The organism is Sideroxydans lithotrophicus ES-1, from assembly GCF_000025705.1.
GTDB lineage: Bacteria > Pseudomonadota > Gammaproteobacteria > Burkholderiales > Gallionellaceae > Sideroxyarcus > Sideroxyarcus lithotrophicus.
On sequence record NC_013959.1, the window covers coordinates 2,055,576 to 2,078,969 of the forward strand.

Sequence of the window (23,394 nt, forward strand, 5' to 3'; positions counted from 1 at the left end):
CAGTCGATCTTGATCGTAACGGCATCATGCCAGCCAGATGAACGTACCCATGCGCCCGGTCACGCCATCGCGACGGTAAGAGAAGAATTTGTCTTTCTGGTGATACGTACAGAACGTGCCGCCGAAGATGCGACTGATGCCGAGTGCTTCGAGCCGTTGGCGCGCCAGCAGGTAGATGTCGGCGCGATATTTGCCTTCAGTTCCAAGCGGGATGAACGCCTCCTGCGCCTTGGCATCATGCGCCATGAAAGTCGCGCGCACTTCGGGCCCCACTTCGAATGCATGTGGGCCGATCGCCGGTCCGAACCAGGCCATCAACTCTTGTGGCGCCCTCCCCATCGCCTTGACCGTCGCCTCGATCACGCCAGCCGCGAGCCCCTTCCAGCCTGCATGCACCGCACCGACCACGGTGCCCGCCTCATCGCACAGCAGCACCGGCAGGCAATCCGCCGTCATCACCACACACACTGAGCCGCGCTGTCTTGCGATGCAGGCATCCGCATGCACACGGCATGCCGCCGCATCGGCATCCGCCACGATCGTGCCGTGCACCTGCTCCAACCACACCGGTTCGCTCGGCATGAACGGTGCAAGTGCCTGGCGATTGCGATTCACCCGCACGGGGTCGTCGCCGACATGCAGGCCCAGATTGAGCGAGTCATAGGGGGCGGCGCTGATGCCGCCACTGCGCGTGGTCTGCAACGCCTTCACACCTGCCGGCGCGGGCCAGTCGGGATGGATGAAGGTTTCACTCAATTGCATCGCTCGCCTCGTCGATCTGCTCCAGCAATTCTTCCATATCCTCCGGCAACGGGGAATGGAACTCCATGCGCTCGCCGGTAACCGGATGGTTCAATGCCAGTTGCGTGGCATGCAGCGCCTGGCGCGGGAAACCATTCAACAGTTCACGCAATTGCGGCGAGCATTTCTGGGTGCCGCGCTGATAGACCGCATCGCCTATCAACGGGTGGCCGATGTGGGTCATGTGCACGCGTATCTGGTGGGTGCGTCCGGTCTCCAGCCGGCAGCGTACCAGCGTGCAGTAGGGGAAGCGCTCCTCGATGCCGACGTGGGTGATGGCTTCCTTGCCGCTCTCGGTCGTGGCCATCTTCACGCGCTGCGAGGGATGACGGCCGATAGGGACGTTGATGGTGTAGTCGCGGTCCAGTTCGCCCCAGACCAGCGCGAGGTATTCGCGCTTGACGCTGCGCGCCTGCATCTGACGCACCAGCGCGGTCTGCGCAACAAGCGACTTGGCCACCACCATCAGGCCGCTGGTGTCCTTGTCCAGCCTGTGCACGATGCCAGCGCGCGGCACATCGGCGAGTTGCGGAGCATGATGCAGCAATGCGTTGAGCAACGTGCCTTGCCAGTTGCCGCTGCCCGGATGCACCACCAGGCCGACCGGTTTGTTGATGATGAGCATGGCATCGTCTTCGTAGACGATGTCGAGGGGAATGTCCTCGGCATGGTAGGGCTGTTCGGAAGGATGTATCTGCGGCGATACACTGATGTGCTCGCCGCCCCATACCTTCTGCTTGACGCTGCCTGCCTTGCCGTTGACCGTGACCAGGCCTTGCTCGACCCAGTCCTGCAGGCGGCTGCGTGAATATTCGGGAAACAGCTTGACGAGGGCCTGATCGAGACGCAGTCCGCCGTGTTCCATGGGCACCTGCATCTCAAGCAGGTCGGCAGACTCTTCGTCTTTGCTATAATCGGATAAATCTTCTTCGGGTTCTATCATGCGCCATAGTTTAGCCGTTTTCCTCCTGCTCACGTTAGTTGCTTGCAGCTCCGACCCCTCAAAAGAGGGGCAGAACCTGACTGCGGACGAGTTGTACGCGAAAGCGCAAGCCTCGATGCAGGATGAAAATTACGAAAAGGCGGTCAAACAATTCGAGACGCTGCAGTCACGATATCCGTATGGGCGTTATGCGCAGCAGGCGCAGATGGAAATCGCCTACGCCTACTATAAGCACAGCGAACCGGCACCGGCGATAGCCGCACTGGACCATTTCGCAAAGATGTACCCCATGAGCACGCATCTGGATTACGTGCTCTATCTCAAGGGGCTCATCAACTTCAACGAGAACATCAACAGCCTTTTCGGCACCATGTTCAAGCAGGACCCATCGGAACGGGATCCTTCGGCATTGCGTGAATCATTCAATTCGTTCAAGGAACTGGTCACGCGCTTTCCCGACAGCAAATACGCACCAGACGCCAAACTGCGCATGCAATACCTGCTCAATTCACTGGCCAGTTCGGAAATACATATCGCCAGCTATTACCTGCGGCGCGGAGCCTATGTCGCTGCCGCCAATCGTGCCAAGAGTGTATTGATCGACTTCCCGAATACTCCGCAAACTCGCGAAGCCCTGCAGATACTGGTACAGGCCTACGATGCGATGGGGATGGAAGTCCTGCGCGACGACACGCAGCGTGTACTTTCCCTTAATGTCGCCAAAGACGGCAACCAGCCCGCCATCAAGGAAACACCACGGAACAGCTCGCCGTGGTGGGAATTCTGGGACTGATGCCGTGAAGTTCTGTCCGGAATGCGGCGCCCCCGTCGCGTTGTCGCTGCCACAGGATGACCACCGCGAGCGTCACGTCTGCACCGTCTGCAACACCATCCATTATCAGAATCCCAAACTCATCGTCGGCGCGATCCCCGAGTGGCAAGATGGGCGTATCTTGCTTTGCCGCCGCGCCATTGAACCGCGTCATGGACTGTGGACACTCCCTGCGGGGTTTATGGAGAATGGCGAAACAACGGCACAGGCAGCCGCTCGCGAAACGCTGGAAGAAGCCAATGCCCGCATCGAGATACTTGATCTCTATGCGATGTACAACCTGCCTTACATCAATCAGGTACAACTGCTTTATCGGGCAACGCTGCTCGATCTGGATTTTTCACCTGGCGTGGAAAGTCTTGAAGTGGAACTGTTCGGCGAAAACGAGATACCATGGGACACGCTCGCCTTCCGCCCGATACGCTACACTCTGGAACACTATTTCGCCGACCGCAAACGCGACGAATTCATTTTCCGCAACACCGATCTGACGCCCCCGACACGCTGAACCCACAACGGAATATCTGAATCAGCAGATCAGCTTGTTGTCGCAATTCCGGGTTTGATAATGCAGCTTGCATGCACTGACCAGCCAGGCAGTCTGGTGAACGAATCGAATCGCATAAATGATCAGACAAAAAAAGAAGAAACAATGATCAATATAAATAAAGCTGCAAGACCCACGGCTAGTTTTTTTAATGACTGTTCGGTTTGTTTTTTGTGTTGAGCGTATAGATCTTCGAAATTGTTTGGCAAAATGACTTCCCTTTAGAATGTATCCGGTTTCGCTTCCGGAGCGAATGTGCGAACTTTGATTCTTTCCCGTTTATAGTTCGCTGCGCCCACTTCAAGGCTGTCGGAAATAACAGCATCACAAAACATACTTCTCTCAATCCAGCCGGGTTCGGACTTGTGCTTCTCCTGAAAGTTCAAGGTAGCCATCAGTTTTTCTGGAAGCCCCTGCTCTGGTCAAAACTGCAAATCAAACATCGCCGCGTATTCCAATTCAGATCGCATGCACTTTCGTTGCATATGTATTTTCAATTGATCAGGCGCATTCAAATAACATGATTAATATTCATATGGTTGACCTGGCTAAGGTGCGTTATCCAGCGCTGTCTTCACGGGGTAATACTTGACTTTATTTCTTGGTTATGGCAGTGTATTTTCACATCAGCTATCGCTCAACACAGAAAGTAGTAGTCGCATGGCGAGTTCTGATTGCCACTTTTCGTAACAGTAATGCGTACAGGAGGTAATCATCATGGACACGACCTTAAAATCCAGCCACGGCAAAACATGGCTCGCAGATGATGGAAATTTCTATACTGAGCTTGGCGCACTTGCAGTCGATTTGTTATTGATTTCTTTTTTGCTGGTTTGATCTGAGTGATCAATTTCGTTGCTGGCCATTCGTGCCGGTGCAACAAAGTGTATTGCCAGTACTGTTTTGATGCAGTGCGAATTTGAATCGAAAATTAGGACAATGCAGGTTAGGCGCATGTGGTGAAGCCTGTGTGCATTTTTTCAATCGAAGCTGACTATCCCTTGTTTAAATCCTCATTATCATCACTGATTGTTTTCCGCCTTGCATTTTGTCTATGCAATTATCAATATTGATAAAAGGCCTAATACAGGCCCCTCTACACTGTTTTTTATAGCATCACATTTTCTTTACGCTATATTGGCGATGCCTTTACGGAGCCGCTGGTAGCATGTTTCCAGTGGGCTAACCGAAATCTCTAATGCCCTCTCTGTATCCTTGCGATAAAAGGACAGAAATAATTCATCCGCACTTCAACTAAACTAAAAGGGAAATCATGAAATCAGTTATCGTCAGCATGACAGTAGCAGCAGGATTGATGGTTGCAGGTAGCGCAATGGCAACCGAGATGCCAGCTTTGGCCAAGAAGAACGGCTGTACCGCTTGCCACGCAATCGACCATAAGGTGGTCGGCCCGGCATGGATGGATGTGTCCAAAAAATACAAGGGCGCAAAAACATATAAATATTCCAACACTGGCTCGGCTGCCGCCAATGCCAAGGAATATCCCCTGGTTGAAGGCTTGATGATGAAGGTTTCCAAGGGTGGCCATGGTAACTGGGGTTCTGCAGCCATGATCCCCAACGATCCAGCCGGCAAGAAGCAAGGCGAGATCAAGGAGTTGGTCGAGTTTGTATTGGGCCTGGACAAATAAGTCTAGGACGAACAATAAAAAAGCCGGCAATAGCCGGCTTTTTTATTGTTCAAAATTCAGATGACCACGTCACAGTGCACATGTAATTCCGATTCAGTTCGCGCGATGGCCGCGCTCAAACCTGTCATGCCTTTCTTCGGAACTGCCAGATTTTCCCCGATTGAACTTTCTGCGTCGATCTGAACTGGCTTTGAACATTTCCAGATTCTGCCCACGCCTGCGCTCAAACTCCATTCGGCGCACCTGTGACGACCGCGACTGCTCCAGCCGATGCTGGTCATTGCGTCTTCCTGCTACCTGCCCTTGACCATGTCCTGACACACTCCTGCGCTGGTTCACGATGTGACTGAGCCGCTCCCTATGCAGAGACCTGAATTTCCTGATGCGATCTTCGCGCATCTGATTGAGGCGGCCATGCAATATTTCTTTACGTCGCTGAATGCGCTCTTCGATCCGGAGTCTGCGAACTGCGAAGAAGTGCGGACGCCGGGCAAGGAAGAAAGGAGCGATCACTCTGCCTTTAGGAGCAAATGCATACTTCCCCGGCGTAACTTCGGCTTCGCCTTGCGCCGTTCGCAGCACAGTCGCCCCTTCGTTGACATTGTCATAGGTACCTGGCTCATCGCCATCTCCCTTATCAATCACGGTGGTCTCATGGTCGGTACCCCGGATGCCGATCGTGGCAGTAGGCGTAGTCAATCGATAGGCAGAAGTATTGAATTTCCCTATCCAGCCGGTGATGGAGCGAATCGAGCCTTTGAGCAGCGACATGAATATCTTGTCAGATGAATCGCCCTCAGCCTTGTATTCGTCCACGCGAAATACGCTATTCGGCCTGATCGCGATGATGCCACCATCTTCTGTTACAAGATGAACTTCGCCTTCGGACCCGGAGTTTATCGTCTGACCTTCGAATATCTTCAAACCGACAGAAACAACTGTGGTCTTGCCTGACTGATCTGCGATATAGGCCTTGCCGGAAAGGGCGTCAACGGTACCAAACAGCTCCGCCGAATACGCGAAATTGCAAACCATCAGTGACGCCAATATTGCAAGTACGTTTCTCAATGGCCCCTCTCGAGTTCTTGCGCGACCCCGTTTCGTTTCAGGATTTTATTTTAATGCAAACACGACGAATTGGTCATTTACGGCAAGATACGTTGATCAACTGGATCGAGTTCTCCAAATCGACCATCGCATGGGACACTTTGGGCAACCGGAGCAGAGGCGGCCGAGATCGCTATGCCACCTGTTCCGCCCAAATGGGAGATCAAATTACGATAGCTTCAATTGTGCCTTTGATTTCCGGCCTGGAGTTGCGGGAGGAATGTAGCCAGATATCCGGCATTTTATCCCCTCTATCTTCTTGCCCTTTTCAAACCTGATAGAAAGGCATGACATCACCTGACCCTTGGCAGTCAGTTCAGATAGATATACCCGCGTCTTGGAAAGCGGGATTCCTGTAGCTTTAGCTATTTCAGAATCGAGATGCTCACCACGCGTTTTCAGGTATTGCAGTATTTCGTTCATAATTATCGCCTGAAGGAATCGATTTCAAAATGATAAGAGGCGGTTCTCACCGCCCCTTGAATGAAAACCAGTCTTGAAGATCAGACTTTAAGCAAGGCCAGCCCACGCGGCAATCGATGCTGCAGCAGCAGCAAGCCAACCAAATGCCAGATTAAACTTTGCATCTTCTGGAATGTAATTGCTGTTTGTTTTGTCGCTCATTCTGAATCTCCTTTATCTAAAGTCACCGTTAGAAATCTAACGCTAAACCCGCCCTTAACTATCTGGGCAACGATATGACTGGAGATTCAGACTTTAGTTCTACCGCTCGTCCCTTGAGCGTTGCCGCCTGTCGGTGACGCCTGAAAGCCATTTATGATCAATTACTTCTTTGTTCCGTTAACTGTTGCCTTCAGCGTTGCACCAGCCTTGAATGCAGGAACTTTGGATGCTTTGATCTTAAGTTCAGCACCTGTTGCCGGGTTGCGACCAGTTCGTGCAGCACGCTTGCGCACTTCAAATGTCCCGAAACCAACCAGAGCTACGTTATCGCCTTTCTTGAGTGTTGCGGTAACGATGTCGATCAATGCAGCGATATTGCGATCTGCGTCAGCCTTGCTGCTCCCAGTCTTTTCTGCCAATGCGTCGATGAGTTCTTTGCGGTTCATGAGTAATGACTCCTTGTTGTTATGGGTGAAGTACCGACACGGATTGTTGTAGATATTGGCGTGGCTGGCAAGGGAGAATTAGCCTTATCCCAAGAAGGTCAATGCTCCGATTCCTATCCCAAGGCCAATCGTTAATCACATGCTATTGATAATTATAATAATTTGCAGAACAAGCCCTGATTCCGCTACTTCCTGCTTATCCCCATGGCTTTAAAAAATCGTGGCGCAAGATCGGGTTGATTCTCCTGATTGGCAAAGTGCCCAGTCATCTCCTGGTCAAGCAGGCTAAGGCGATCCGCCAAAGCTGGGTGCGTCTTGAACATCAGTGCCACACTGGAGTCGCTTGGATTGATCGATTGCAGGGTCTGCAACACCGCAGGCAGGCCATAAGGATCGTATCCTGCACGAGCAGCGATCACCACGCCCATACGATCGGCCTCGAACTCGTCTTGCTTGTCCAGACCACGCGCATACACCTCTGTGCCCGCACTGACCAGTTTGGAGAATCTGGGATCCCCACCATTGCTCCTGATCGCATCGTTCGCCAAATCTGCCAGCAACTCGGTACGAGCCCCCTTCTTGATGGCCTGCAGATGATGTTTGCGCAACACGTGTGATATCTCATGTGCCAACACGCCAGCCAACTCGGCCTCGCTGTTCATCTGGGCCAAAAGCCCTTTGGTGATGAATACATAGCCACCAGGCGCAGAGAATGCATTCACATCGTTGTCGTCGAGTACACCAAACTGCCACGGTAGATCGGGGCGTTCCGTTTGCAGGGTGAGCCAGCGTCCAACACGATTCACATATTCCTGTACTGGGGGGTTATCGAGCAGTGGCGCAGCACCCAGCAAGTTGCTGGCAATGCCCTCTCCCAAAGAGATCTCCTGCGGCTCGTTGATGTCTGCGTTGGCCTTCTGGACTTTCTGAACGGCTTCCGCCGCTTTTTTCCAGTCAATACTGCCGAAATCAAAGGCGGCGGCTGGAAGCATGCTACCCAGCAAGCACAACATGGCTATCGCTTGATTCGTTTTCATCATTGGCCTCCGTTCAGATAACCGACGCTCTGCGCGTGCAGCTTGCCTTCCGCAGCAAAGCGTTGCGCCTCCTGACGGCTCACCACATAACGTTTCCCTGCCTGCAATGCCTGCGGGTTGGGTTTGGTGTTTTTCAGTTGCTCCTCCGAGAGACCACGTATGCCGGTGGTCACCGTACTGTTGCTCCTGCCGGTGGAAGCAACGTTGAACAAGGCCATCAGTCCGTTGTCGCCGCGCTTGCCTTGCCCGTTCGCTTCCAGACGCAGGCTCAACATCTTCACCCAGCCGGTGAATGAGGGTGATTTGACTTCCGTCCAGCTTGCACGCCGTCCCAGAACCTCGACTCTGCTGCGTGGCGGCAACGATGTCAGCGTCTGCGCATCGCTATATGGTTTGGCTTTGAGTTCGGTAGGACGTATGGTGTAAGCATATTCCGCTGCCCAGACTGTCGGCACCAAGCCGAACAGTAAACAAATTGCGATGATGTGTTTCATTCCTGCTTGCCTCCTTTTTCGACTGGTGCGAACAATTCCACCTCCTGCTCGCGCCCTTTGACTTTGAACGACCCAAATGATTTGAACTCGAACGCATCGCCACATGCGTCTTTGGTCTCGCGCGACACCAGGATCCGCGATACCCCTTTGGTCAGTCCTTCGATGCGGCTGCCCAGATTAACGGTATCGCCAATGGCGGTATATTCGCGGCGCTGATCGGACCCGATCAAACCCACCACCGCGGGTCCGGTATGGATACCGATACCGACATCAAAAGCAGCATCTTCCTCGCCCAACTCATGCTTGAAGCGCTGCAACACCCGCCCCATCTCCAGCGCCGCTTCCACGGCATGGCGCGCATGATCCGGGTCATCCAGCGGCGCGCCCCAGAACGCCATGATGCAGTCACCGATGAATTTATCCAGCGATCCTCCATGCCGGAAGACTACTTCGACCTGCAAAGTGAAATAGCGGTTCAACAGGTCTACCACCTGCTGCGGTGTGCGTTTTTCCGATAGCGTGGTGAAGCCGCGAATGTCGGAGAACAGGATGGTGATCTGGCGGCTTTCACCTGCGCGACTCAAACCGCCGTGCGCCACCAGTTCCTGTACCACGTGTGGATTGACGAAGCGGCTGAACATCTGCACCGCCTGCTCGCGCGACTTGCGTTCGCGCAAGTATTCTTGCAGTGCAAAAACGAAGTAGCAGCTCCATGCCAGCAGCAATGGAGACAACACAGGAAGCAGCAGCAACTGCGCGACTGCCCAATACGACCCCAACAACAGCAACAGCGTGACCGCCAGCAAAACCAGGCCGACTTTGAGTGCGTTCACACCCCGCATGAAAGCGATGCTCAACAGCCCCAGCATCAACAGGGAGATCCCGACAGCAAAGCCTTCATCGGCCTGGCGCATCATGCGACCATTCTTCAGGTCATCTATCGCTGTCGCCAGTATCTCCATCCCGGGATACAGACTTGCCATCGGTGTTACCCGCACATCATGCAACCCGGTAGCTGCAGTCCCGATGATGACAATCTTGCCTTTCAGCTCGTCAGCCGCACGCTGGGGATGTTCACGATTGAAGTCCTCATACAGGTCGGCATACGAAACATGCTGAAAAGAGCCTGGAGCTCCGCGCCAAGCCAGTATCAAGTCCGGTTGCTGCGGTACGGCATAACCCAAATCCTTGGCCACCCTGGCCGGTAACGATGGAATCAGCCAGCCATGAGCATCGTTATACAACTGGTAACGCCGCCCCACCCCGTCGGAATCCTGCACAAAGTTGATCGTACCTGTACGCCAGTGAGCCGGATCGACTGCCAAGGGTGGCAATATGGCAATGTGCGCATCTTCATCGGCATGGTCGGTGCGCTGCAAACCCAGCAAATCCGCCACCTGGGAGGCAGGCGCCCCCTGCCGGTCCATCTCCGCATCGCGCCTGACCATCGGAAAATAAACGTTGCTCACGCCTTGCAGGGATCGATTGAATTCGCGATCGCTATCCGGACGGAATTCATCACGCTCGCTGAACAGGATATCGAACACGATGGCTTTGGGATGCTGCCGTGCAATGCCTCTTACCATTTCACCATGCACTGAACGCGGCCACGGCCAGCTGCCGGCACTTTCCTGCATGCGCGCAAGGCTGGAATCGTCAATATCCACGATGACGATGTCTGCATCCGGTTTCAGGCTTTGTGCCTGTTGGCGCACGAACCAATCGGACAAACGATGTTCCAGCGGGGAGAGCGCGTGCAGCCAGGACAACTCAACAATGGCCAGAGTAAGGAACAAGGCACCGATACGCAATGAAGTTCGGCGCCTGTTTGAGGTGGGGGAAATATCCATAGATGCACATACTAATCGCTTTGCACGGATTGCAACAAGATGGATGCAACAAGCCATGCTTTCCCCCTATAATCACGGCTATTCTTAAGTTCCGTCCAACTTTACATGCCCCAGATGCGAATCTTCATGCTGCTTGCAAGCCTGTTGCTGACAGGTTGCAGTTCCGTCAGTCTTAGCAATTATGGACAGCAGAAAGACCCGTTCGAGTCGTTCAATCGCGGTGTTTTCGTATTCAATGACGCGCTTGATCGGGCTGTTGTCAAACCGGTAGCAAAAGGTTATAGCGCAGTGATGCCAGTTCCTGCAAAGACCATGGTCAACAACTTCTTCTCCAATCTGGACGATGTGGTGGTCACCGCCAACGATCTGCTGCAACTGAAATTCAAGCAGGCTATCAGCGATGCCAGCCGCGTGATCTTCAACAGCACGTTTGGTGTGTTCGGCCTGTTTAACATCACTGACCGCCTGGAAAAGCATAATGAGGATTTCGGCCAGACTTTAGGGTACTGGGGAGTACCTACCGGCCCGTATCTGATGTTGCCGATACTGGGACCGAGCACGATCCGCGATGGAACGGGACGCTATGTAGATGGCTTCTCCAGTGTCATCAGCAACACCAAGCATGTTCCAACGCGCAATACCGCCTGGGCCGTTGAAGGTGTGGATACCAGAGCCGGTCTGCTGGAACAGGAGAAAGTGCTGGATAGCGCGATCATCGATCGTTACAGCTTCATACGGGATGCCTATCTGATGCACCGGCAAAGCCTGGTCTACGACGGCGACCCGCCGCGACAAAAGTTCGATGATGATGAATAAGAAAACGGCGGGTATTCCCCGCCGTTTTCATTCCGCCGAATTCCCGTTCGGTCACAACCCGCTACGCAACGCCTCGATCCGTTCATCCAGTGGTGGATGGGTCATGAACAGCCTGGAAAACCCGCCTTGACTGGAGATTGCCATCGCCGCCATGTTCTGTGGCATCGCGGCCTGCTCATGGTTCAGCTTCAGGCGCTCCAGAGCGGCAATCATCTTTTGCCTTCCGGCCAGATTCGCGCCGCCTGCATCGGCACGGAATTCACGTTGACGCGAAAACCACATGACGATCATGCTGGCAAGGATACCCAGTACGATCTGGGCGGCGATCTCAGCCACGAAGGCGCCGACACCGGGGCCGTTGCGCGGGTCGTTCTTGAGCAGCACACGATCCACCAGGATACCGACGATCTTGGCAAAAAAGACCACAAAGGTGTTGACCACCCCCTGGATCAGCGCCAGCGTCACCATATCGCCGTTGGCGACGTGGCTGATCTCATGGCCCAGTACTGCTTCGGCTTCATCGCGGCTCATGCTGTGCAACAGGCCAGTGCTCACGGCAACGAGCGCGCTATTCCGGTTCCAGCCGGTGGCAAAGGCATTCACGTCCGGCGCATCATAGATCGCCACTTCCGGCATGCCGATACCCGCAGCCAGTGCCTGACGGCGCACGGTTTCAACCAGCCAGCGCTCGGTCGGATCCTGCGGGTTTTCGATCACCTGGGCGCCAACCGACATCTTGGCCATCCATTTGGACATCAGCAGCGAAATGATGGAGCCGGAAAAACCGATCACTGCCGACATCACCAACAGCGCATTGAAGTTGATCGCACCACTTTGATCCAGCACCCGATCCACACCCAACAGGCGCAACACGATGTTGATGACCAGCAAGACCGCAATATTGGTCAGAACGAACAAAAATATACGTTTCATTGCTTAACTCTCCAAAGGTACGAATTTACGCGGCGCGCAGTGTAACACTCTTGCCGTGGACTGCCAGATGCGGGCAAACCCACGGTTTTTCAAGCCCAAGAGTCTCTACACTCAGCCATTTTTGAATGTCCGTAGCGCAAAAAGTTGCATCACCTTGCCAGCCATGGGGAATCATCGCCTAAACCAAAACTATGATTGACATTTGGTCGAGCACATCACTAGGATAAGCAAAATAACTCGAGGTGACTGAAATGGCCGATCGTTACACGCATACTGCTGTCACCCTGCACTGGCTGATCGCCCTGCTGATCTTCGCCACTTTTCCGTTAGCGCTATACATGACCGGCCTGCACCTGTCGCCTCTGAAATTGCGCTTGTATGCCTACCACAAATGGGCGGGAATGATCGTGCTGATGCTCGCTTTAGTCCGCATATATTGGCGTGTCACGCACCGTCCTCCAGCCATGCCGGATAGCATGGTGAAATGGGAGAAACTCGCCGCTCATGCCATGCACCATGCACTTTACTTGCTGATTTTCATCATTCCCATCACCGGCTGGCTGATGAGTTCCGCCAAAGGTTTCCCGGTCGTCTTGTTTGGGGTACTGCCTTTCCCGGACATGGTTGGCAAGAACAAGGAACTGGGCGATCTGCTGCAGGAAGTGCATGAAGTGCTCAATTACACCATGCTCGGCTTGGTGATTGCCCACGTCGCTGCTGCGCTCAAGCATCACTTCATCGAACGCGATGACATCCTTAAGCGTATGGTTCCATTCCTCAACAAGGGGGCATAAGGATACAATCCTTTTCCCGCATCTGGAATTGATAACATTCAAGGAGAACTGCCATGAGTAAATCACTGCCAATCCTTCTTGGTGCGTTACTCTCCATTCCTGCTTATTCAATGGATAACTACACCATCGATCCGACACATACCTGGCCCATGTTTGAAGTGAATCACCTGGGTTATTCGACACAGCGCGGGCGCTTCAACAAATCGAGCGGCAAGATAACCCTCGATATCGCTGCCAAGCAAGGGAGCGTAGATATCACCATTGACGCTGCCTCGCTCGACATGGGTTTCGCCAAGTGGGATGAACACATGAAGGGCGAGGAGTTCTTTAATGTCGTGCAATATCCGACCATTCACTTCATTTCCGACAAACTGATCTTCGACGGCGATAAAGTTGTCGGAGCGGAAGGCAAGTTCACTTTGCTTGGCACGACCCGTCCGCTTTCCTTGCAGGTCGATAACTTCCATTGCGCACCGTTTCCGCTGACCCGAAAGATGCACTGCGGTGCGAACATCTCCGCAACCATCTCTCGCACCCAGTTCGGCATGGCCAAGTTCGTTCCCATGGTCAGCGACGAGGTCAAACTCTTTTCCCCGATCGAGGCCGACAAAGATTAAAGCCAGTCTCGAACCGAAAGGGAAACCGTCTCGCAGCAAGGACTACAGTCAACTCATAGTATTGAAAAGCAATAAGCCCACCTGATTCAAAACCAGGCGGGCTTATTGGGGAATTCCGGCTTGAAACTTATTTCTTGTCAGTAGATTGCCTGGCTTCCTTGTCGGCTTTCTTCTTGGCCTTCTTTGCTGCTCTGGCGGCTTTCTTGTCTGCCTTTGCGCCATCCTTGGCTACCGGCTCCTGGCTTGCCTTCTCGGCCTTTGTATCAGCCTTCTTGTCATCCTTGCTCTTCCTCTTGTCAGCCTTGGCGGGCTTCTCTTCCTTGCCTGTGGTGCTCGCACCGCTCACAGACAGCTCGGAACGCATCTTAGCCACGGTCTTGTCGCCGAAACCTTTGACATGCTTCAGATCTTCCACACTTGCAAACGGGCCATTCTTGGTGCGGTAGTCGATGATGGCCTGCGCCTTTGCAGGACCGATACCCTTGACTGCATCCAGCTCATCCTTGCTCGCCGTATTCAGATTGACCGCTGCAAACGCCATGCCGGTAAATGCAAAGAACATAGCCAGCACCGACAATAACTTCTTCATGCTTTTCTCCTTTTCTATGAACGACAGATGTCGCACAGAAGAAACGCAGTAGCAATCATTAAGTTGACCGTTTCAGCAAATGATTTACATAGCGTGCTGTGCCTTGCTCAACGGTCAGGAACGGCTGCTCGTAACCGACCTCGCGCAGGGCAGTCATATCGGCCTGCGTGTAGCTTTGATACTTTCCCTTCAGCTGTTCCGGGAAAGGGATATATCGTATGAGTTGCTGCTGATGCATCTGCTCCAGCGTCAAAGCACCTTCACTATTGGCTGCGCGCAGGGTGTTGATGGTCGCCATGGCCACATCGTTGAAGCTTTGTGCGCTGCCCGTACCCAGATTGAAGATGCCGGATTTGCCGCGATGATCCAGGAAGTGCATATTGACCTTGACCACATCTTCCACCGAGACGAAATCGCGCAATTGTCCGCCGTTCGCATATCCGTCGCAGCCTTCGAACAGCTTCACGTAGCCGTCAGCACGGTACTGGTTGAAGAAGTGATAGGCCACCGAAGCCATGCGCCCTTTATGCTGTTCGCGCGGCCCGTACACATTGAAATAGCGAAAACCCGCGATCTGCGATGTGCGGCCAGCCCAGCGACGACGTACCACCTGGTCGAACAGAAACTTGGAGTAGGCATAGACATTGAGCGGCGACTCGAACTCGCGGCTCTCCTTGAACACCCCTCCACCGCCATATACGGAAGCTGAAGAAGCGTACAGGAATGGTACATCCTCGTTCTGGCAATGGTTCAATATCTCCAGAGAATAGCGGTAGTTGTTCTCCATCATGTAGCGACCGTTGGTCTCCATGGTGTCCGAACAGGCGCCCTCATGCAGCACTGCCTCAAGGATGCCATCAAAGGATCCATCCTGCAGCAGCCCGACGAAATCCTCCTTGTCGATATAGTCGGCGATCTCGCAATCGGTGAGATTCCTGAACTTGTCGGCATTATTCCCCAAATTATCGACGGCGATGATGTTGGTCTCGCCGCGCTCGTTCAGCGCCTTGACCAGATTCGACCCGATAAAACCAGCGGCGCCCGTCACAACGTAATACATATCAGCTCCCCATATCTTCAAGTATCTCTTCGCGCGACACGACTGCCGTGCCCAGTTTCCCAACCACGACACCCGCCGCGCGGTTGGCAATGCGGACAGCATCTGCCATACCTGCCCCACTCGCCAGCATCACAGCCAGTGTAGCGATGACGGTATCACCCGCTCCGCTCACATCGAACACCTCGCGCGCATGTGTCGGTTCGTGCAATACGTCCTGTTCACGGAACAGCGACATCCCTTCCTCGCTGCGCGTGACCAGCAAGGCTTCCAGCTTCAACTCTGCGCGCAATTTTTGGGCCTTAGCAGTCAACTCGTCCTCGTTCTTCCAGCTGCCTGCCACATCGCGGAACTCGCTGCGATTCGGCGTCAGCAGGGTCGCCCCCTGATAACGTGCATAGTCGTCGCCTTTTGGATCGACTAGCACAGGTTTGCCTGCCGAGCGTGCCGCTTTGATCATTTCGGCGATATGGGCAAGTCCACCCTTGCCATAGTCAGACAGGATCACCACATCGGCGAATGGCAGCTTGGCATGGAAGTCCGCCAGCTTGGCATTCAGCACTTCATGGCTGGGCGGCGTCTCGAAATCGATGCGTAATAGCTGTTGGTGGCGAGCGATGGCGCGCAGCTTGACGATGGTAGAGATGCTGTCATCGCGATGCAGCATGGCTTCCACACCACCCTGTTCGGTCAGCAAACGTTGCAGGCAATCTCCCGCCTCGTCCACTCCGACCACCGACAACAGTGTGCAGTGCGCCCCCAATGATGTGATGTTGCGAGCGACGTTGGCTGCGCCACCCGGGCGCTCCTCCACTTTGCTGACTTTCAATACCGGCACCGGCGCCTCTGGCGAGATGCGCGTCACATCTCCGAACCAGTAGCGATCCAGCATCACATCGCCGACCACAAGAACCCGTGCCTTATCGAATGATGGCAGCTTCATGCCATGTCTCCTGTCTCTTTCAAAATATCCTGCAATGCCAGTAAAGGATCGGAAGCCTGGGTGATCGGACGCCCGATGACCAGATAATTCGCGCCGTTCTCCAGCGCGGCACGCGGCGTCATGATGCGCGCCTGATCGTCTGCCGATGCGTTCGCCGGACGGATGCCGGGCGTGACCAGACAGAAATCGCGGCCCAACTGCTGGCGCAGCACGAATGCTTCCTGCGCAGAACACACCACTCCGTCCAGGCCGCTATCATTTGCCAACCCGGCCAGTAGCGGGACCATCTGCGCCGGGCTGGCATTGATGCCGATGCCGTGCAGATCTTCCTGCGCCATACTGGTCAGTACCGTCACCGCGATCAGCATCGGTCGTTGCCCGACGTTCGCCAGCGCTTCGCGCGCTGCTTCCATCATGCGTTTGCCGCCCAACGCGTGCACGTTCACCATCCATACCCCCATTGCTGCGGCGGCTTTGCAGGCTTGCGCCGTGGTGTTCGGGATGTCGTGGAATTTGAGATCGAGAAAGATTTCGAAACCGCGCTGCTGCAATTGCTCGACCAGTTGCGGTCCCGCAGCAGTAAACAACTCCTTGCCGACTTTCAGGCGGCACAACGCGGGTTCCAGCCGTTGCGCCAAAGCCAGCGCCGGTGCGGCTTGCGGATAATCGAGTGCGACGATGATTCTTGGGTTGATTTTAGAATCATCGTTCATATCGCCACTCCATTCTCTTCGCTGCGTTTCGGAGAGTAGCTCTCCCAACTGTGGCAAGCCGGGCAATGCCAATAGAACTGCCGCGCCTTGAAACCGCAATGCTTGCAGCGATACATCGCCAGTCCGCGTGTACGCTGAAAGATCAGGTCTTTCACCAGCTCGAGGTCTGCGCGGCGTTCGCCGGCGATATCCAGCAGTCGCGCTTCCAGCAATTTATCCAGGCCCAGCAGCGTTGGATTGCGCTTCAGCTCGTTGCGTACCATGACGTAAGCCGCTTCCGCCCCATCACGCTGCACCAGCACGCTGAACAGCACGTTCATCAGATCGAGTGAAGGGTATTTTTGCAGCCAGGTTTGCAGCAATGTCACACCCCTGGCTTCATCGCCGCACTGGCGGCAGGCCTGCAGCACGCGTTCGGCCACTAGCGGCAAATATTGCGCATCCTGCTGTTCAACATGTTTCCAAACCTCGATGGCACGTTGGGCGCCACCTGCAGACAATTCGATGTCGCCCAGCATGATGCTGGCGCGCACGCTCTGCGGATTGACATTGAGCGCCTGTTCCAAATGCACTACTGCCGCCTCTGTCTGCTTGGCGGCGAGTTCGCCCGCTGCCAGTTCGCAAAAGAAGAAAGCAGCTTCCTTGCCGTGCGGCTCCCCGGTCAATGCAGTAAGGCGTTGCCCGATGTCGATCGCTTTGAGCCAGTCTTTTTCCTTCTGATATATCTCAAGCAGAAAATCCAGAGACTCCTTCTCGTAGGGCGTGCCATGCAGTTCCAGAAAAGCGGCTTCTGCCCTGTCCAGAATACCTGCTTTAAGATAATCCTGAGCCAGCTCGAACAGTGCCTGATGCCGCTTGTCCTCTTCCAGATCGGTTCGCTCCACCAGATTGAGATGCATGCGGATGGCACGGTCCACTTCACCGCGCCGCCGGAACAGGCTGCCCAGCGCGAAGTGCAACTCGACCGTTTGCGGATCGACCTTGACCACTTCGATGAAGGCTTCGATAGCTTGATCCTGCTGTTCGTTAAGCAGGAAGTTCAGTCCCTGAAAATAGGAGCGCGGCAAGGCGCTGGACTCGGTGATCAACTCCTTTATATCGATACGCGCCGCCAGCCACCCCATACCAAAAAAAAGGGAAAGACCAGCAACATCCACGGTTCGAAATCCATTAGCGCAATATCTCAGAAGGGTTGAATTGGCGGATGCCGGTCATCGATCTCCGACAACTTGTTTTTCAATTGCAGCTCGCGTTTGACGGCCGAATATTCCCGGCGCTGACGGAGCAAAGTAGTCAGCATGGCCAGCAGGCCGATGGCGACACCCAGCGTGAAAAAGCATAGCAACACGACAACAAGGGACGTCTGCCATTCGTAGCCGAAGAAATATCGCAGCACGACGGGTTGGTCGTTCTTCATCGCAAAGCCCAACAACAAAAGGAACAGGGCAGCGCGCAGTGACCAGATCAGATATCGCATGATGACTTTATCGCTTGTAAATCGGTGCGCAACGATAGCATGAACAGATAAAAAATTGGCGGCACATCTTGCGACAGGCCGCCAATCGGATCACATCAAAAATGTATCAGGCAGAAGGATAATCCACCCGCTCGCGCAGCTCCTTACCAGCCTTGAAGTGCGGCACATACTTGGCAGGCACTTGCACCTTGTCGCCGGACTTGGGATTGCGCCCCAGCCGCGGCGGCCTGTAGTTCAGTGCAAAACTGCCAAAACCGCGGATCTCGATACGCCCGCCGTGCGAAAGTGTCGCCGACATGCTGTCCAAGATCACCTTCACAGCCAACTCGGCATCCTTGCCGAGTAGCTGTGTGTAACGGTCCGCAAGCTTGGCGATAAGATCAGAACGGGTCATCGTTCCTCCTTATTGCGAGTCAGCCTTGCTGGAATCCAGTTTCGCCTTCAGTAGCGCACCCAGATTGGTGGTGCCGGCAGTGCTGGTGTTCTCTGCTGCGAACTTCTGCATCGCCGCTGCCGTGTCGGCCTTGTCCAGCGCCTTGATCGACAGGTTGATGCCGCGATTCTTGCGGTCCACGTTGATGATGACAGCCTTGACGGTGTCACCTTCCTTCAGGTGGTTGCGGATGTCTTCCACGCGGTCAGCGGAAACTTCGGATGCCTTCAGGTAGGCTTCCACATCGCCATCCAGACCGATCACTGCGCCCTTGGCATCCAGCGACTTGACCACGCCAGTCACCACTGCACCTTTGTCGTGTCCGGTGACATAGCCGCCGAACGGATCACCTTCCAGTTGCTTCACGCCCAGCGAGATGCGTTCACGCTCGACATCGATGGCCAGAACCAGAGCTTCCAGTTCGTCACCCTTCTTGTAGTTGCGTACTGCTTCTTCGCCGGGGATGGACCAGGACAGGTCGGACAGGTGCACCAGACCGTCGATACCGCCATCCAGACCGATGAACACGCCGAAGTCGGTGATGGACTTGATCGCGCCCTTAACCTTGTCGCCCTTCTTGTGATTCAGCGCGAAGTCGTCCCAAGGATTGGACTTGCACTGCTTCATGCCCAGGGAGATACGGCGGCGTTGCTCGTCGATCTCGAGGATCATGACTTCCACTTCGTCGCCCAGCGCGACAACCTTGGAAGGATGTACGTTCTTGTTGGTCCAGTCCATTTCGGACACGTGTACCAGACCTTCGATACCCTGCTCGATCTCCACGAATGCACCGTAGTCGGTCAGGTTGGTCACCTTGCCGAACAGGCGTGTGCCTTGCGGGTAGCGACGTGCCAGACCATTCCACGGATCGTCGCCCATTTGCTTGATGCCCAGGGAAACGCGATTCTTCTCTTGATCGAATTTCAGGATCTTGGCTTCGACTTCGTCGCCAACGGTTAGAACTTCGGATGGGTGCTTCACGCGACGCCATGCCAGATCGGTGATGTGCAGCAGGCCGTCGATACCACCCAGGTCAACGAACGCACCGTAGTCGGTGATGTTCTTGACGATACCCTTGACGATCGCGCCTTCCTTCAGGTTTTCCAGCAGGGACTCGCGATCGGCACCTTGCGATGCCTCCAGCACAGCGCGGCGGGAAACCACCACGTTGTTGCGCTTGCGATCCAGCTTGATGACCTTGAGCTCCATGGTCTTGTTTTCATACGGCGTGGTGTCCTTGACCGGACGTGTATCCACCAGCGAACCGGGCAGGAATGCGCGGATGCCGTTCACCATGGCAGTCAGACCGCCCTTGACCTTGCCGCTGACATAACCTTCAACGATACGGCCTTCTTCCATTGCCTGTTCCAGATCGATCCAGGCAGCCAGACGCTTGGCCTTCTCACGCGACAAGCGCGTTTCGCCGTAGCCGTTTTCCAGGGATTCGATGGCGACGGTGACGAAATCACCGGCCTTGACTTCGATAGCGCCCGTTGCGTCCTTGAATTCTTCAACGGGAATAAAACTTTCGGACTTCAGTCCGGCATTCACGACCACCACGTTCTGTTCGACACGAACAACCTGGGCAGTGATCAACTCGCCTGCACGCATTTCCTTGCGGTTCAGGCTTTCTTCAAACATTGATGCAAAATTTTCCATTTCAGCGACTGCAGTCATTTCGGTATACCTTGAGGACAATCCCGGTGTGAGCGGGGGTTAGTTAATCAACCCAAACAGAAAGGCTCTATTTGGACTCCTAACGGGCCTAAGAATCTCCCGTATTTAACAGCATGCCCGTTTCCCTCACCTCAATCCTCTCCCAGAGGGCGAGGACGCAAACGAAACGCTGCGCGTGTTATTACTTCACTGCCTGGTAGCGGCTTAGCACTTCCTGAACTGCCTGCTCAATGTTCAGAAAGGTCGTATCCAGCAAGCTCGCACCTTGCGCCTGTTGCAAAGGAGCCACGCTACGTTGAGTATCTCGCTCGTCGCGCGCCCGTATATCTTGCAAAAGGGCGGCGATATTAGCACTCATCCCTTTTTCTTTCAACTGTTTATATCGGCGTTCCGCGCGCGCCTCGGCGCTGGCGGTCAGGAATATCTTCAGCACCGAATCCGGGAAAACGACCGATGCCATGTCGCGCCCGTCCGCCACCAGCCCCGGGGCTTGGCGGAAAGCCCTTTGTTTATCCAGCAAAGCCGCGCGCACCTTGGGTAAAGCCGCAATCTTCGAGGCTGCCGAACCCGCTTCCTCGGTACGCAACTCGTCGCCCACCTTGACTCCATCCAGCCAAATATCCTCACCCTTGAAGCGGATATCCACCCGCCCTGCCAGTTCCGCCAACTTGTCTTCCGCCTCCAGGGCGATGCCGCGTTTTTGCGCCGCCAGCCCCAGCAGACGATACAAGGCACCGCTATCGAGGTAATGCATGCCCAGCGCCGTCGCCACGCGTTGCGCCACCGTACCCTTGCCGGAGGCGGAGGGACCATCGATGGCAATGACCGGCACGGCCTGTGTCACCTTGGCGAATTCGATGAAATACTCAGGAAAGGTCTTGGCCACACACTTCGGGTCGTTGATGCGCACGCCCGCACCACCGAAGGCGGCCAGCGAAAAGCACATCGCCATGCGGTGATCGTCATAGGTGTCGATGGCAGCATGTTTGATCTGTGCAGGCGGCGTGATGCGAATGAAATCCGCGCCCTCTTCGACTGTCGCCCCGACCTTGCGCAGTTCGGTCGCCATCGCCGCGATGCGGTCGGTCTCTTTAACGCGCCAACTGGCGATATTGCGCAGCGTGGTTGTGCCGTCGGCGAACAGAGCCGCAACGGCTAGTGTCATCGCTGCATCGGGGATGTGGTTACAGTCAAGGTCGACGGCTTTGAGTTTTCCGCTGGCCGGACCTTTGGCCACTAATGAGTTATCACCCCACTCAACTTCGGCTCCCATCTTCTTCAATTCATGTGCAAAGTGAACATCGCCCTGAACACTGTTTGATCCTACGCCCTCTACTCGTACCGGACCTTTGCCAATGGCTCCCGCAGCCAAGAAATATGAGGCTGACGAGGCATCGCCTTCAACATAAATTTCATTCGGTGGAACGTAGCAACTACCTGCCCTTACGGTAAAACTGTGCCAATCTTCTCGCTCTACGACTACGAGAAAGCGCGCCATCATCGTGAGAGTAATTGCGATATAAGGTTGGGAAATCAGTTCGCCCAGCACCTCGACTTTGACAGTGCGATTCAGCAACGGCAGCGCCATCAACAATCCAGTGAGGAACTGGCTGGAAACGTCGCCACGCACCTGTACCGTATCTCCTGCCAACTTGGCAGGAGATATCTGCAATGGAGGAAAACCTTCATTGCCCAGATAGCGGATATCGGCCCCTAGTTGCCTCAGCGCATCCACCAGATCACCGATGGGACGCTCGTGCATGCGCGGCACACCGGATAATTCATAACTTCCGCCGGACAAAGCCAGTGCAGCGGTCAATGGACGGAATGCCGTGCCCGCATTGCCAAGGAACAGCTTGGCATTCTTGTTCGGGAAATTGCCGCCGCAGCCCGTGATGCGATAGGCGTTATCCCCCAGCTGCTCCACCTCTACTCCCAAGGTACGCAACGCATCCAGCATGCGCTCGGTATCGTCTGAGTGCAGCAGGTCGCGCACCGTGGTCGCGCCCTGTGCCAGCGCCGCCAGCAACAACACGCGATTGGAGATGCTCTTGGAGCCGGGCAGGCGCACGGTACCGCGCGCCGACATCAAGGGAGGAAGCTCAAGGAATTCTTGCTGTGACATACGAAAAGAAATGTAGTTATTGTTGAGTCCAGGCACTGCGCACTTCGCGCGCCAGGCTGAATATTTCTTCCAGCTTGGCGGCATCGTTGTTTTGCAGAGCCTGATAGACGACATAAAGCTCGTCTGCATAGCGTTTTACTTCCTGCAGCAAGGCCTCGCGATTGGCCAGACTGATGTCGCGCCACATCTCCGGGCTACTGGCTGCGATGCGGGTGAAATCGCGGAAACCGCTGGCGGCGAACGAAAGCAACTGGTCGCGGTTGTCGCGTTGCGCCAGGTCATGCACCAGCGCGAACGACAGCAGGTGCGGAAGATGGCTCACAGCGGCGAACACCTCGTCGTGCTGTTGAGAAGTCAGCTCGCTGACCATCGCACCACACAACTCCCAAGCCTTGCGCACTCGCGCCACTGCTTCCTTCGAATTTTCCGGCAACGGAGTGAGCACCACTTTCTTGCCTTGATACAGCTCTTCAAGCGCAGCAGCGGGTCCGCTCTGCTCTGCCCCTGCAATAGGGTGGGCAGGAACGAAATGAGCGATCCTGTCCTTCAGATTGGTGCGCGCCGCGACGACCACGTCACTCTTGGTGCTGCCGCCATCAGTAACCAGCGTATGTGCGCCAAGATGCGGCGCAATGCGCATAAAGATGTCTGCCATCTGCGCCACGGGAGTAGCCAGCAGCACCAGACTGGCGTCCGCCACCTCATGCGCCACATCTTCACCCATGCGGTCGATTATGCCGAACTGTTTGGCCTGTTGCAGCGTAGTGGCGCTACGCCCGAAGCCGACCACCTCGCCTACCGCTCCTGCCTTGCGCAACGCCAATGCAAACGACCCGCCGATCAGCCCGACGCCGAAGATGACGACTTTGCGAAAGGCGGGTTGCATGA

General features: G+C 54.9%; 26 protein-coding genes. 6 read left to right on the forward strand and 20 right to left on the reverse strand.

Annotation, left to right across the window (positions count from 1 at the left end; translation table 11 throughout):
* Nucleotides 1-24: 24 nt before the first annotated feature.
* The gene (pgeF, locus tag SLIT_RS10180) at nucleotides 25-762 is read right to left on the reverse strand and encodes a peptidoglycan editing factor PgeF (RefSeq protein ID WP_013030163.1); all 738 of its coding nucleotides are present in this window, start codon (nucleotides 760-762) and stop codon (nucleotides 25-27) included.
* A complete protein-coding gene (gene rluD / locus SLIT_RS10185) occupies nucleotides 749-1,744 on the reverse strand; it encodes a 23S rRNA pseudouridine(1911/1915/1917) synthase RluD (RefSeq protein WP_013030164.1) in 996 nt (331 codons plus the stop codon). Before rluD ends, pgeF begins: the two co-directional genes overlap by 14 nt.
* On the opposite strand from rluD, the gene SLIT_RS10190 reads away from it, so the two are divergent.
* Both SLIT_RS10190 and SLIT_RS10195 read left to right on the forward strand, forming a co-directional pair.
* A complete protein-coding gene (locus SLIT_RS10190; protein ID WP_013030165.1) occupies nucleotides 1,743-2,537 on the forward strand; it encodes an outer membrane protein assembly factor BamD in 795 nt (264 codons plus the stop codon). The genes rluD and SLIT_RS10190 overlap by 2 nt on opposite strands.
* 4 nt (nucleotides 2,538-2,541) lie before the next feature.
* Nucleotides 2,542-3,084, forward strand: coding sequence for an NUDIX hydrolase (locus SLIT_RS10195; protein ID WP_013030166.1), 543 nt, complete (start codon nucleotides 2,542-2,544; stop codon nucleotides 3,082-3,084).
* Between the two features lie 260 nt (nucleotides 3,085-3,344).
* Here the strand turns inward: SLIT_RS10195 and SLIT_RS16115 are convergent, their stop codons facing one another.
* Nucleotides 3,345-3,518, reverse strand: coding sequence for a hypothetical protein (locus SLIT_RS16115; protein WP_190272129.1), 174 nt, complete (start codon nucleotides 3,516-3,518; stop codon nucleotides 3,345-3,347).
* An 878-nt stretch (nucleotides 3,519-4,396) separates the two neighbouring features.
* On the opposite strand from SLIT_RS16115, the gene SLIT_RS10200 reads away from it, so the two are divergent.
* Entirely contained in the window at nucleotides 4,397-4,774 is a 378-nt protein-coding gene (locus SLIT_RS10200) for a c-type cytochrome (protein ID WP_013030168.1), read from the forward strand.
* 93 nt (nucleotides 4,775-4,867) lie between these two features.
* Here the strand turns inward: SLIT_RS10200 and SLIT_RS10205 are convergent, their stop codons facing one another.
* From SLIT_RS10205 to SLIT_RS10230, 6 genes are all read right to left on the reverse strand, one after another.
* Nucleotides 4,868-5,842, reverse strand: a complete 975-nt coding sequence (locus SLIT_RS10205) for a FecR family protein (protein WP_150102994.1) — start codon at nucleotides 5,840-5,842, stop codon at nucleotides 4,868-4,870.
* 207 nt (nucleotides 5,843-6,049) lie between these two features.
* Entirely contained in the window at nucleotides 6,050-6,304 is a 255-nt protein-coding gene (locus SLIT_RS10210) for a helix-turn-helix domain-containing protein (protein ID WP_013030170.1), read from the reverse strand.
* Between the two features lie 362 nt (nucleotides 6,305-6,666).
* Nucleotides 6,667-6,951 (reverse strand): HU family DNA-binding protein, encoded by a 285-nt coding sequence (locus SLIT_RS10215; RefSeq protein WP_013030171.1) that lies wholly within the window; start codon nucleotides 6,949-6,951, stop codon nucleotides 6,667-6,669.
* Nucleotides 6,952-7,136: 185 nt separating this feature from the next.
* Nucleotides 7,137-7,991, reverse strand: a complete 855-nt coding sequence (locus SLIT_RS10220; protein ID WP_150102995.1) for a M48 family metallopeptidase — start codon at nucleotides 7,989-7,991, stop codon at nucleotides 7,137-7,139.
* Nucleotides 7,988-8,482, reverse strand: coding sequence for a hypothetical protein (locus SLIT_RS10225; protein WP_013030173.1), 495 nt, complete (start codon nucleotides 8,480-8,482; stop codon nucleotides 7,988-7,990). The genes SLIT_RS10220 and SLIT_RS10225 overlap by 4 nt, the downstream gene beginning before the upstream one ends.
* Nucleotides 8,479-10,293, reverse strand: a complete 1,815-nt coding sequence (locus SLIT_RS10230) for a CHASE2 domain-containing protein (protein WP_013030174.1) — start codon at nucleotides 10,291-10,293, stop codon at nucleotides 8,479-8,481. Before SLIT_RS10230 ends, SLIT_RS10225 begins: the two co-directional genes overlap by 4 nt.
* Before the next feature lie 165 nt (nucleotides 10,294-10,458).
* Between SLIT_RS10230 and SLIT_RS10235 the strand changes: the two genes are divergently transcribed.
* Nucleotides 10,459-11,148: an MlaA family lipoprotein gene (locus SLIT_RS10235; protein ID WP_223293787.1), complete on the forward strand. Its 690-nt coding sequence runs from the start codon at nucleotides 10,459-10,461 to the stop codon at nucleotides 11,146-11,148.
* A gap of 51 nt (nucleotides 11,149-11,199) precedes the next feature.
* Here SLIT_RS10235 and htpX read toward each other — a convergent pair whose 3' ends face one another.
* Nucleotides 11,200-12,081, reverse strand: coding sequence for a protease HtpX (gene htpX / locus SLIT_RS10240; protein ID WP_013030176.1), 882 nt, complete (start codon nucleotides 12,079-12,081; stop codon nucleotides 11,200-11,202).
* Between the two features lie 251 nt (nucleotides 12,082-12,332).
* Here htpX and SLIT_RS10245 point away from each other — a divergent pair, with 251 nt between their 5' ends.
* Both SLIT_RS10245 and SLIT_RS10250 read left to right on the forward strand, forming a co-directional pair.
* Complete coding sequence (locus SLIT_RS10245; protein ID WP_013030177.1) at nucleotides 12,333-12,875, forward strand: cytochrome b; 543 nt, start codon at nucleotides 12,333-12,335, stop codon at nucleotides 12,873-12,875.
* Between the two features lie 53 nt (nucleotides 12,876-12,928).
* A complete protein-coding gene (locus SLIT_RS10250; protein WP_013030178.1) occupies nucleotides 12,929-13,492 on the forward strand; it encodes a YceI family protein in 564 nt (187 codons plus the stop codon).
* Between the two features lie 127 nt (nucleotides 13,493-13,619).
* Here SLIT_RS10250 and SLIT_RS15660 read toward each other — a convergent pair whose 3' ends face one another.
* The 10 genes from SLIT_RS15660 to SLIT_RS10300 all read right to left on the reverse strand — a co-directional run bounded on the left by SLIT_RS15660 (nucleotide 13,620) and on the right by SLIT_RS10300 (nucleotide 23,392).
* The gene (locus tag SLIT_RS15660; RefSeq protein WP_013030179.1) at nucleotides 13,620-14,081 is read right to left on the reverse strand and encodes a ComEA family DNA-binding protein; all 462 of its coding nucleotides are present in this window, start codon (nucleotides 14,079-14,081) and stop codon (nucleotides 13,620-13,622) included.
* A gap of 58 nt (nucleotides 14,082-14,139) precedes the next feature.
* Complete coding sequence (gene rfaD / locus SLIT_RS10260; protein ID WP_013030180.1) at nucleotides 14,140-15,141, reverse strand: ADP-glyceromanno-heptose 6-epimerase; 1,002 nt, start codon at nucleotides 15,139-15,141, stop codon at nucleotides 14,140-14,142.
* A gap of 1 nt (nucleotide 15,142) precedes the next feature.
* A complete protein-coding gene (gene rfaE1 / locus SLIT_RS10265; protein ID WP_013030181.1) occupies nucleotides 15,143-16,081 on the reverse strand; it encodes a D-glycero-beta-D-manno-heptose-7-phosphate kinase in 939 nt (312 codons plus the stop codon).
* The gene (gene pyrF / locus SLIT_RS10270; RefSeq protein WP_013030182.1) at nucleotides 16,078-16,794 is read right to left on the reverse strand and encodes an orotidine-5'-phosphate decarboxylase; all 717 of its coding nucleotides are present in this window, start codon (nucleotides 16,792-16,794) and stop codon (nucleotides 16,078-16,080) included. Before pyrF ends, rfaE1 begins: the two co-directional genes overlap by 4 nt.
* Nucleotides 16,791-17,951, reverse strand: coding sequence for a lipopolysaccharide assembly protein LapB (gene lapB, locus SLIT_RS10275; RefSeq protein WP_013030183.1), 1,161 nt, complete (start codon nucleotides 17,949-17,951; stop codon nucleotides 16,791-16,793). The genes pyrF and lapB overlap by 4 nt, the downstream gene beginning before the upstream one ends.
* 26 nt (nucleotides 17,952-17,977) lie before the next feature.
* On the reverse strand, nucleotides 17,978-18,271 hold the full coding sequence (locus SLIT_RS10280) for a LapA family protein (RefSeq protein WP_013030184.1): 294 nt from the start codon (nucleotides 18,269-18,271) through the stop codon (nucleotides 17,978-17,980).
* 106 nt (nucleotides 18,272-18,377) lie between these two features.
* Nucleotides 18,378-18,665 carry an integration host factor subunit beta gene (locus tag SLIT_RS10285; protein WP_013030185.1) on the reverse strand — a complete coding sequence of 96 codons (288 nt, stop codon included), beginning with the start codon at nucleotides 18,663-18,665 and terminating at the stop codon, nucleotides 18,378-18,380.
* Between the two features lie 9 nt (nucleotides 18,666-18,674).
* A complete protein-coding gene (gene rpsA, locus SLIT_RS10290; RefSeq protein ID WP_013030186.1) occupies nucleotides 18,675-20,381 on the reverse strand; it encodes a 30S ribosomal protein S1 in 1,707 nt (568 codons plus the stop codon).
* Between the two features lie 181 nt (nucleotides 20,382-20,562).
* Nucleotides 20,563-22,506 (reverse strand): bifunctional 3-phosphoshikimate 1-carboxyvinyltransferase/cytidylate kinase, encoded by a 1,944-nt coding sequence (locus SLIT_RS10295; protein ID WP_013030187.1) that lies wholly within the window; start codon nucleotides 22,504-22,506, stop codon nucleotides 20,563-20,565.
* 16 nt (nucleotides 22,507-22,522) lie between these two features.
* The gene (locus tag SLIT_RS10300) at nucleotides 22,523-23,392 is read right to left on the reverse strand and encodes a prephenate dehydrogenase (RefSeq protein WP_013030188.1); all 870 of its coding nucleotides are present in this window, start codon (nucleotides 23,390-23,392) and stop codon (nucleotides 22,523-22,525) included.
* Nucleotides 23,393-23,394: the final 2 nt, after the last annotated feature.